This window comes from Caulobacter sp. B11, assembly GCF_002737765.1.
Lineage (GTDB): Bacteria > Pseudomonadota > Alphaproteobacteria > Caulobacterales > Caulobacteraceae > Caulobacter.
In genome coordinates this window covers 1-9,353 of record NZ_PEGG01000028.1, presented here as the reverse complement: position 1 = coordinate 9,353, position 9,353 = coordinate 1, and the positions used below count along the sequence as shown (strand labels likewise).

General features: G+C 68.2%; 7 protein-coding genes, 1 other RNA gene and 4 pseudogenes. 4 read left to right on the top strand and 8 right to left on the bottom strand.

Annotated elements, in window-relative coordinates:
• The 3 genes and pseudogenes from dnaX to ffs form a co-directional block, all read right to left on the bottom strand.
• A pseudogene (dnaX, locus tag CSW58_RS02070) lies at nt 1-977 on the bottom strand (DNA polymerase III subunit gamma/tau); the annotation flags it as partial.
• A 19-nt stretch (nt 978-996) separates the two neighbouring features.
• Nucleotides 997-1,101, bottom strand: a pseudogene (locus tag CSW58_RS14650) (hypothetical protein); the annotation flags it as partial.
• Nucleotides 1,102-1,132: 31 nt separating this feature from the next.
• Nucleotides 1,133-1,223, bottom strand: an RNA gene (ffs, locus tag CSW58_RS02065) — signal recognition particle sRNA small type.
• A gap of 87 nt (nt 1,224-1,310) precedes the next feature.
• Here ffs and nudC point away from each other — a divergent pair.
• Nucleotides 1,311-2,264 carry an NAD(+) diphosphatase gene (gene nudC, locus CSW58_RS02060; RefSeq protein ID WP_099446120.1) on the top strand — a complete coding sequence of 318 codons (954 nt, stop codon included), beginning with the start codon at nt 1,311-1,313 and terminating at the stop codon, nt 2,262-2,264.
• Between the two features lie 207 nt (nt 2,265-2,471).
• On the opposite strand, the gene CSW58_RS02055 is transcribed toward nudC, so the two are convergent.
• The 3 genes and pseudogenes from CSW58_RS02055 to CSW58_RS02045 all read right to left on the bottom strand — a co-directional run bounded on the left by CSW58_RS02055 (nt 2,472) and on the right by CSW58_RS02045 (nt 4,648).
• The gene (locus tag CSW58_RS02055) at nt 2,472-2,888 is read right to left on the bottom strand and encodes an MAPEG family protein (RefSeq protein WP_099446119.1); all 417 of its coding nucleotides are present in this window, start codon (nt 2,886-2,888) and stop codon (nt 2,472-2,474) included.
• A 179-nt stretch (nt 2,889-3,067) separates the two neighbouring features.
• Nucleotides 3,068-3,911 (bottom strand): annotated as a pseudogene (locus tag CSW58_RS02050) (prephenate dehydratase).
• Nucleotides 3,908-4,648: a 3-deoxy-manno-octulosonate cytidylyltransferase gene (locus CSW58_RS02045; RefSeq protein ID WP_099446118.1), complete on the bottom strand. Its 741-nt coding sequence runs from the start codon at nt 4,646-4,648 to the stop codon at nt 3,908-3,910. The pseudogene CSW58_RS02050 and the gene CSW58_RS02045 overlap by 4 nt, the downstream one beginning before the upstream one ends.
• A 150-nt stretch (nt 4,649-4,798) precedes the next feature.
• Here CSW58_RS02045 and CSW58_RS02040 point away from each other — a divergent pair, with 150 nt between their 5' ends.
• The 3 genes from CSW58_RS02040 (at nt 4,799) to CSW58_RS02030 (ending at nt 7,801) form a co-directional block, all read left to right on the top strand.
• A complete protein-coding gene (locus tag CSW58_RS02040) occupies nt 4,799-5,458 on the top strand; it encodes a cytochrome c family protein (protein ID WP_099446117.1) in 660 nt (219 codons plus the stop codon).
• A 266-nt stretch (nt 5,459-5,724) separates the two neighbouring features.
• Nucleotides 5,725-6,765 (top strand): ribonucleotide-diphosphate reductase subunit beta, encoded by a 1,041-nt coding sequence (locus tag CSW58_RS02035; protein WP_099446116.1) that lies wholly within the window; start codon nt 5,725-5,727, stop codon nt 6,763-6,765.
• A gap of 163 nt (nt 6,766-6,928) precedes the next feature.
• Nucleotides 6,929-7,801 carry a 2-dehydropantoate 2-reductase gene (locus tag CSW58_RS02030; protein WP_099446115.1) on the top strand — a complete coding sequence of 291 codons (873 nt, stop codon included), beginning with the start codon at nt 6,929-6,931 and terminating at the stop codon, nt 7,799-7,801.
• 3 nt (nt 7,802-7,804) lie between these two features.
• Here the strand turns inward: CSW58_RS02030 and CSW58_RS02025 are convergent, their stop codons facing one another.
• Together CSW58_RS02025 and CSW58_RS02020 are read right to left on the bottom strand one after the other, a co-directional pair.
• Entirely contained in the window at nt 7,805-8,215 is a 411-nt protein-coding gene (locus CSW58_RS02025) for a DUF6491 family protein (protein WP_099446114.1), read from the bottom strand.
• Between the two features lie 104 nt (nt 8,216-8,319).
• Nucleotides 8,320-9,353: pseudogene (locus CSW58_RS02020) on the bottom strand (dicarboxylate/amino acid:cation symporter); the annotation flags it as partial.

The following is a 9,353-nucleotide window of genomic DNA, read 5'->3' as shown; positions in this document are numbered from 1 at the left end:
CTCATCACGTTCTCGAACAGGGCGATGGTCTGGCCGCGATCGGCCAGGCCCAGCATGTCGCGGATCCACGGCGGCCGAGACGGTCGCGCCGCGCTCGCCCTGGACGATGGCCTGGTCGAGCAGGGACAGGCCGTCGCGCACCGAACCCTCGCCGGCGCGGGCGATCAGGGCCAGGCCGTCCGCGTCGACCCGCGCGCCTTCCTGGGCGGCCCGATGCGGTCGAAATGCTTGACCAGCACGTCCGGCTCGACCCGGCGCAGGTCGAAGCGCTGGGTGCGCGACAGGATGGTCACCGGCACCTTGCGGATCTCGGTCGTCGCGAAGATGAACTTGGCGTGCGGCGGCGGCTCTTCCAGCGTCTTGAGCAGGGCGTTGAACGCCGCCGTCGACAGCATGTGCACTTCGTCGATGATGTAGACCTTGTAGCGCGCCTCGACCGGGGCGTAGCGCACCCCGTCCAGCAGCTCGCGCATCTCGTCGACCTTGGTGCGGCTGGCGGCGTCCAGCTCCAGCACGTCCATGTGCCGGCCCTCGATGATCGCCTTGCAGTGGCGGCCGTCGACGGTCAGGTCGACCGAGGGCTGGTGGACGGTGTCGGACTCGTAGTTCAGGGCCCGGGCCAGCAGGCGAGCGGTGGTGGTCTTGCCCACCCCGCGCACGCCGGTCAGCATGAAGGCGTGGGCGATGCGGCCGGTCGAGAAGGCGTTGGCCAGGGTGCGGACCATGGCCTCCTGGCCGATCAGGTCCTCGAAATTGCGCGGCCGATACTTGCGGGCCAGAACGGTATAGGCGGCGCCGGGATCGTCGGCCGGCGGCGCGGCCACCACGGGCGCGGCGACAGGCTCGGCCGCCGGGGTGGGGGCCGGGGGCGCAGGAACCGGGGGCGCGCCGAAGATGTCGGCGGTGTTGGCGTCCCGCTCGGCGGGAGCCTCATCCCACGGCGGTTCGGAATCGGGCGTGAGATCGTGATCGGCCATGGACAGTCCGGTAGCGCCGCCCTCGTCCTTCGACAAGCTCAGGATGAGGGCTGAAGGGGCGGCATTCCAAATCCTCGTCCTGAGCTTGTCGAAGGACGGGGATTTGGTCCAGCGCCCATTGGATCGGGCGGAGTCACAAAATGTCAGGAAAAGGTGGAGACCGGCGGACGACCCAAAGCTTGACTCGTTGTGGCTGCTGCCTCTCGGCCCTGACCAGATTGGCGAGGACTCCGTCCGTCACCGATCTCCAAGGCCTATATCGCGACTCCGATGACGGTATGCAAGCGTGCGCGGTGTCGTGACGACTCTTTGCCGCTGGTCTAGAGAGGAGCCATGGCCCTATCGATCATCACCAACATCTTCGCCGGCAACCCCCTGGACCGCGCCAGCGAGCGGCGCGGCGACGTCGCCTGGATCGCTGAAAAGCTGGAGGACCCGCAGTCCCTGGCCATCGCCGTGTGGAACGGCAAGGTCCTCATCGAGGACTCGCCGCCGCCGGAGGAGCCCGTCGAGGGCGTCCCCGCCGCGACGGTGCAGATCGCCTATCTGCGGGCCGACATGGCCCAGGAACTGGCCGGCGGCCAGGAGCGGCTGCTGTTCCTCGGTCTGTGGAAGGACATCGCCGTCTTCGCCGTCGACCTGGAGGGCGGGGCCGACCCGGCCGAGGGGCCGCTGCAGGGCCTGGGGCGTTTCGAGGAGCTGCGCGGCGTCGCCGCCGTCATGCCGCCGCCGGACGCCGGCATCCTGGCCACCGCCAAGTCGATGTTCGAGTGGCGGCGCAAGCACCGCTGGTGCAGCGCCTGCGGCCAGCCCTCCGAGGTCGCCGACGGCGGCTGGAAGCGGATCTGCCCGGCCTGCAAGGGCGAGCACTTCCCGCGCACCGATCCGGTGACGATCATGCTGGCCCTGCACGACGGCAAGTGCCTGCTGGGCCGCCAGGCCGCCTGGCCGCCCGGCATGTTCTCGGCCCTGGCCGGCTTCATCGAGCCCGGCGAGACCATCGAGGAAGGCTGCGCCCGCGAGCTGAAGGAAGAGGCCGGCCTGACCGCCACCGGCGTGCGCTATCATTCCAGCCAGCCCTGGCCCTATCCCTCGTCGCTGATGATGGGCCTGCTGGCCGATGTCGACAGCGGCGAGGCCCGTCCCGACCAGACCGAGCTGGAAGAGGTCCGCTGGTTCACCAAGGCCGAGGCCAGCGCCCTGATCCGCGGCGAACTCGAAGGCGTCTTCATCCCCCCGCCCCTGGCCATCGCCCACCAGCTGATCAAGGCCTGGGCGGAAGAGTAGAAGAGATCCTCCCCCTGACGGGGGAGGGCGCGAGCTCCGATAGATTGAATGCTCAAAAAACCTTGTCATCCCGGACGGTCTGAAAGACCGATCCGGGACCCAGGGGCGGTGCGCACGGCCCCTGGGTCCCGGCTCTTCGCTACGCTTCGGCCGGGATGACACTGAAATAGCGGAGCGTCGGCGATAGCCCCGTCCCGGAGGGATCGCCTACCCGAACAGAACCATCAGTTCGTGCAGCACCATCGCGCCCAGGGCGATGGTCGACAGGGCGAACAGCAGGAAGCGCAGCAGCACCACATTGACGCTGATCTGCACCAGGCTGTGGGCGACCCGCAGGCCGACATAGGTCCAGGCCAGGGTCTGGGCCATCGGGGTGGCGTGACCGGCGACCTGGATGGCCAGGGCGGCGGCGTAGAAGATGGTCGGCTGTTCCATCAGGTGGTTGTAGTTGTCGGCGGCCTGCCGGGCCCCGGCCGGCAGACCGTTCAGGCTGCCCGGAAACGCCGCGTCCTGCGGCTTGATGCCCGCCTTGCTCATGGCCGGCATGCGGCGGATGTACATCCACAGCCACATGACCAGCGACCAGGCCACCAGCACCATAACCGGCGCGATCAAAGTACCCATTTCGTCCCTCCCAGGATCTTGATCCGGGGATTTAGGCGCCGTTCGCGCCAATTGCGAAGCTTGACGTGGGGGAGGGTATTCCTCCCCCGCAAGGCGGGGGAGGTGGCGCGATGCGAATACGCATCGTGACGGAGGGGGCGAGGGACGGAGCTCGGCGGGAGCTGACGCCCCCTCCACCCCTAAACCCGATCCCGGAACGGATCCGCCGGATAGACCCCCAGCACCTCGAACTGCTCGGAGAAGAACTTCAGCTCATCAAAGGCCAGGGCCAGGTTGCGGTCCTCGGGTCGGCCGTCGACCTCGGCGTAGAAGAAGGTCGCCGTGAAGGCCCCGTTCTCCATGTAGCTTTCCAGCTTGGTCATGTTGACGCCGTTGGTCGCGAAGCCGCCCATGGCCTTGTAGAGCGCGGCCGGCAGGTTGCGGACGCGGAACATGAAGCTGGTCACGCAGCGGTGGTGAAGGCCGGGGCCGGGGTGTCGGCGGCGGTCATCACCAGGAAGCGGGTGGTGTTGTTGCGGGCGTCCTCGATGTCGCGGGCCAGGATGTCGAGGCCATAGATCTCGGCGGCCAGGGCCGGGGCGACGGCGGCGCGGGTCGGGTCGGGCTTGAGGGCCAGGGCCTTGGCGGCGCCCGCCGTGTCGCCGGCGCTCTCATGGGCCAGGCCCAGCTTCTTGAGGCTGTGGCGGCACTGGCTGAGCGCGATCGGCATCGACATGGCGATCTTCACCTGGTCGAGCGTCACGCCCTTGTTGGCATCAGCTGGAAGCGGATCGGCTTGAAACGCTCGCCGATGATCCGCAGGCCCGACGAGGGCAGCAGGTGGTGGACGTCGGCGACCCGGCCGGCGATCGAGTTCTCGATCGGGATCATGCCCAGCTGGCAGGCCCCGGTCTTGATGGCCTCGAACGCCTCCTCGAAGGTCGGGCAGGGCACGGCCTCATAGTCTGGGAAATAGGTGCGGCAGGCCTCATGGCTGTTGGCGCCGGGCTCGCCCTGGAAGGCGATCTTCTTGAGGGTGCTCATGCTGACTTTCGGGCCTGGTCGCGGGCCGCTTCGAGGTCGGAAGGATTGTCGACGCTGATCGGGGCGTCGGCGACGACCGCGGCCCAGATCTCGACGCCCAGTTCCAGGGCGCGGAGCTGTTCGAGCTTTTCCCGGATCTCCAGCGGCGTCGGCGGCGCGGCGGCGACGAACTGTTCCAGCGCGTCGCGGCGATAGCCATAGATGCCGATGTGCCGCCAGATCGGGCCTTCGCCATAGAGGGTGGAGCGGGTGAAATAGAGCGCCCGGCCAAAATCGGCGTCACGGGCCAGGGACATCACCGCCTTGACCACGTCGGGATTGGCGCGGTCGGCGGGCGAGGCCTCCGGCGCGACGATCGTCGCCATCCGCAGGCCCGGGTTGTCAGCGAACAGGGCGACCAGCCGGCGGACCACGTCGGGATCGACGAAGGGCATGTCGCCCTGCAGGTTGATGACCACGTCGTGCTCGCCCTCGGGGTCCAGAACCTCGAGGGCCGCCAGGATGCGGTCAGAGCCGGAGGGCAGGCTGGGGTCGGTCAGCACGGCCAGGCCGCCGGCCGCCCGCACCGCCTCGACGATCTCGGGATCGCCCGCCGCCACGGCCACGGGGCCGACGCCGGCCAGCTGCGCCTGGCGCAGAACGCGGACAATCATCGGCACGCCGCCGATGTCGGCCAGCGGCTTGTTGGGAAGGCGCGTGGCGGCCATCCGGGCGGGGATCAGGACGATAGGATTCATGACTCCTCGCGAAACGGCAAGCTGCCCAGTTGCGCCTCGGGCGGTAGCGTGTAAGAGACGCGAGCGCAACATGGAGCGCGCCGGGGGAATCCCCGCCGCGGAGTCGAGGCCCGCCTTTGGACGGTCCTCCTAGGGGCTGACAAGGCTGAAATGAGCGACCTGACGTTCAATAAGATCGCTGGCGGCGTGCTGCTGACCGGCCTGATCATCTTCGGTTTGCGGGAAGCATCCGGCATCGTTTTCGCCGACCACGAAATCGAGAAGCCGGGCTACGCGATCGCTGTCGAGGAAACCGCCGGCGAAGGCGGCCCGGCCGTTGTCGCGGCGCCCGACTGGGGCAGCGTCCTGCTCCTGCCGGCCAATATCGAAGCGGGCAAGGCCGTCGCCGCCAAGTGCGCCTCTTGCCACAACTTCGATCCGGGCGGCCCCAACGGCACCGGCCCGAACCTTTACGGCACCCTGGGCAAGAAGCCCGGCGCGCACGCCGGCTTCGCCTATTCGCCGGCCATGACCGAGTTCGGCGGCAAGACGCCGGTCTGGGACTATGAACATGTCGACGCCTTCCTCGCCGCGCCGGGCAAGTACATCTCGGGCACCAAGATGGGCTTTGTCGGCCTCAAGAAGCAGGAAGATCGCGTCGCGATGATCGCCTATATGCACAGCCTGGGGTCGACCCTGGCCGTGCCGCCGCCCAAGCCCGCCGAGGCCGCTCCGGCCGAAGCCGGCGCGCCCGCCGCGGAAGCCGGCCAGGCGGCCGCCGCGCCCGCCGCGGCCGCCACCGAGGTCCCGGCCAAGGTCGGCGCCCAGTAGGCGCCTCCCAAGGGAAGACGAATGAGGCCGCGGGGTTCGCTCCGCGGCCTTTTTCTTTGCCGGCGGGGCGAACCCCGCGGGCCGCACCCCTTGCCCCGCCGGGCCGCGCGAGGCCTCGTTCACCGGCTTATCCCGGCTTATCCACACAGGCGCTCACAACATGTTGTGGTCTGCGACACCGCGACCACTAGATGAATGCGGCGTCTTTGGTAGGGTGAATGACCGCTTAATCATTCTGCTCGATTCGTGTCCGTCCGGAGCCTTCCATGTCGTCCAAGCTCATCACCCGGCCCGGCCTCCTGACCCCTTCCGGCGCCTACAAGCCCTTCCGCTATCCCTGGGCCTATGACTTCTGGAAGAAGCAGCAGCAGGTCCACTGGATGCCCGAAGAGGTGCCGCTGGGCGAGGACCTCAAGGACTGGGCCGTCAAGCTCAACGACAAGGAGCGCAATCTGCTGACGCAGATTTTCCGCTTCTTCACCCAGAGCGATATCGAGGTCGCCGACAACTACATGGAACGCTACGGCCGGGTGTTCAAACCGACCGAAGTGAAGATGATGCTGTCGTCCTTCGCCAATATGGAGACCATCCATATCGCGGCCTATGCGCTGCTGCTGGAAACCATCGGCATGCCGGAGAGCGAATTCGGCGCGTTCATGGAATACCAGGCCATGCGCGACAAGCACGACTTCATGCAGAAGTTCGGCGTCGAGACCAATGCCGACATCGCCCGCACCCTGGCCATGTTCGGCGGCTTCACCGAGGGTCTGCAGCTGTTCGCCAGCTTCGCGATGCTGATGAACTTCCCGCGCTTCAACAAGATGAAGGGCATGGGCCAGATCGTCTCGTGGTCGATCCGCGACGAGAGCCTGCACTGCGAAGGCATCGTCAAGCTCTACCACGCCTTCAACGCCGAGACCGGTTGCGTGACCAAGTCCGTGGCCGACGACATCGTCGACTGCTGCAAGACCGTGGTCGGCATGGAGGACAACTTCATCGACCTGGCCTTCGAGGCCGGCGAGATCCAGGGCATGACCCCCGAAGACATCAAGCAATATATCCGCTTCATCGCCGACTGGCGCCTGCGCCAGCTGCACCTGCCGGAAGTCTACGGCATCAAGGAAAACCCGCTGCCCTGGCTGCAAAGCCTGCTCAGCGGCGTCGAGCACGCCAACTTCTTCGAGGCCCGCTCGACCGAATATTCCAAGGCCGCGACCAAGGGCCAGTGGCATGGCGGCGAGGGCGTGTGGTCCAGCTTCGATCAGATGATGGCCAAGCGCACCGACCCGTCCCTGCCGGCGCAATGATCTAGCCGTCTCCCCGCGCGGGAGACCCGCCAGCCGCGGGCTGAGCGATGAGGGGTCGGCGGCCGGTTCAAATCCGGCCGCGCGACCCCTCACACGACCCCGCCCAGCCGGGGGATCGCCCTCTTCCACCGGGAGAGGGCCTTGGTTTGAGCGGAGCCCCTCCATGACCAGCATCGCCGTGATCGGACCGGGGGCGGTCGGCGGAACCGTCGCCGCCTGGCTGGCCCAGAACCCGGCGCTGTCGGTGACGGTCTGCGCCCGCACCCGATTCGAGGGACTGGAGGTCGAGACCCCGGGCGGCCTGATCAAGGCCAGCCCCACGGTGCTGACCGATCCGGACCAGGCCCGCCCCGTCGATTGGGTGCTGATCGCCACCAAGACCTATGACACCGCCTCGGCCGAGGGTTGGCTGGACGCATTGGTCGGGCCGGGGACCCGGCTGGCGGTGTTGCGCAACGGCGTCGAGCACCTGACGCCCTTCGGCGACCGTCTGCCGGCCGAGCGCCTGGTCCCGGCGGTGGTCGACATCCCGGCCGAGCGTCGCGCGCCCGGGCGCATGCTACAGCGCCGCGACGGCTGGATCCGGGTTCCGGACGACGCCGCCGGCCGCGATTTCGTCGCCCTGTTCGCCCACACGCCCATCGCGGTCTCGACCACGCCCGACTTCAAGACCCAGGCCTGGACCAAGCTGGCGCTCAACTGCGCCGGAGCCGTCAACGCCCTGGTGCTGAAGCCCGCCGGCGTCGCCCGGGACGAGGGCGTGGCGGCGGTGATGCGGGCCCTGGTGGCTGAATGCGTGGCGGTGGGTCGGGCAGAGGGCGCGGACCTGCCCGACGACCTGCCTGAGGCGGTGATCGCCGGCTATCGCGCCGCCGACCCCGACGGCGTCAATTCGCTGCACGCCGACCGCCTGGCGGGCCGGCCGATGGAGCTGGACGCCCGCAACGGTGTGATCGTCCGCCTCGGCGCGAAGCACAACATCCCCACCCCGGCCAACGCCATGGTCGTGGCGCTGATCCAGGCGGCGGCGGGCTGAGTTTTACGGCCGGTGCTTCTTCGGGAGCGCCGCGATTTCCTCGGCGGTCAACTTGGTGATGGTGCGGGCCCGGATCGGCACGCCGCCGAGCGGGTCAAAGGAGTCGGCGACGCGCAGGTCCAGATCGAGGGGCTGGCAGACCCGATTGGCGCCCCGCGCGACGGAGACCAGATGCGAACTGGGCGAAGTCAGCTGGTTTGAGCCATAGGCCAGGTCGAGGCGGTAGACATCGCGATGGCGCACCCGCAGCAGGACGGTGTTCTTGTCGGGCGCGCTCCAGCCGTTCCAGTCGGACAGGTTGAAACAGTCCCGGCGGATCGGCGCCTTGGTGGCGGGATCCAGAGCCAGGGCCGGGGCCGCGATGGCGGCGGCGGTCAACAGGCCGGCGGCGAGCAAGGGCAGAGACTTGGCCATGGCGCATTCCTCAGACAGGCGGCGCGCGGCGAACCGCCGGCGCGCGAAAGGTCCCTCGACGGAAGAGATTGGTCCTCTCCTTCGCCGAGTCAACCAGTCGAGGATCAGGTCTTGGCGGTCGCCGGAGCCGGGGCGGGCTCGGGATCATCCAGCTCGCCCTCCCACTTGGCGACCACGGCGGCGGCCACCGAATTGCCGACCACATTGGTGGCGCTACGCCCCATGTCGAGCAGGTGGTCGACGCCCAGGACCAGGGCGATCCAGGCTTCCGGCAGGCCGAAATAGGTCAGGGTGGCCATGATCACCACCAGCGAGGCGCGCGGCACGCCGGCGATGCCCTTGGAGGTGACCATCAGCAGCAGCAGCATGAAGATCTGCTGCTGGACCGAAAGGTGCACGCCATGAGCCTGCAGGATGAAGACCGTGGCGAAGGTGCAGTAGAGCATCGAGCCGTCGAGGTTGAACGAATAGCCCAGCGGCAGGACGAACGAGACGATGCGGCGGCGGATGCCCAGCTTGGGCAGCACGTCGAGAATGCGCGGATAGGCGGCTTCCGAGCTGGCGGTCGAAAAGGCCAGCAGGGCGGCTCGCGGATCGCGCCGAACAACGGCACGGCCCGCCTGCCCAGCACCAGGAAGGCGGCGATGAACAGCAGCAGCCATAGCGTGCCCATGGTGAGGTAGAAACCGACCACGAACTTGCCATAGACCACCAGCATCGACAGGCCCTGGTCGGCGATGGTCGAGGCCAGGGCGCAGAAGATCGCCAGCGGGGCCAGCTTCATCACGAAGCCGGTGACCTTGAGCATCACCTGGGCGCCCTGCTCGGCCATCTCCAGGATGTGCGGGGCCTTGTTGTCCAGCGACGCGACGGCCGTGCCGACGAACAGGCTGAAGACCACGATCTGCAGGATCTCGTTCTTGCCATGGCGTCGAAGATCGAGGACGGCACCAGGTGGATCAGGAAGCCCTGCAGGGTGAAGGTCTCGGTCGAGGCGGCCGGGGCGGCGGCCGAACTGGTCACCTCGGCCAGGTTCAGGCCGGCGCCGGGATGCAGCAGGTGGACCATGCCCAGACCCAGCAGCAGCGACACGGCCGAGGCGCAGATGAACCAGCCCCATGGTCTTGGCGCCGATCCG

Coding starts and splice junctions, on each gene's coding strand:
- nudC (WP_099446120.1), top strand. CDS start 1,311: ATGGCCCTATCGATCATCACCAACATCTTCGCCGGCAACCCCCTGGAC.
- CSW58_RS02055 (WP_099446119.1), bottom strand. CDS start 2,888: ATGGGTACTTTGATCGCGCCGGTTATGGTGCTGGTGGCCTGGTCGCTG.
- CSW58_RS02045 (WP_099446118.1), bottom strand. CDS start 4,648: ATGAATCCTATCGTCCTGATCCCCGCCCGGATGGCCGCCACGCGCCTT.
- CSW58_RS02040 (WP_099446117.1), top strand. CDS start 4,799: ATGAGCGACCTGACGTTCAATAAGATCGCTGGCGGCGTGCTGCTGACC.
- CSW58_RS02035 (WP_099446116.1), top strand. CDS start 5,725: ATGTCGTCCAAGCTCATCACCCGGCCCGGCCTCCTGACCCCTTCCGGC.
- CSW58_RS02030 (WP_099446115.1), top strand. CDS start 6,929: ATGACCAGCATCGCCGTGATCGGACCGGGGGCGGTCGGCGGAACCGTC.
- CSW58_RS02025 (WP_099446114.1), bottom strand. CDS start 8,215: ATGGCCAAGTCTCTGCCCTTGCTCGCCGCCGGCCTGTTGACCGCCGCC.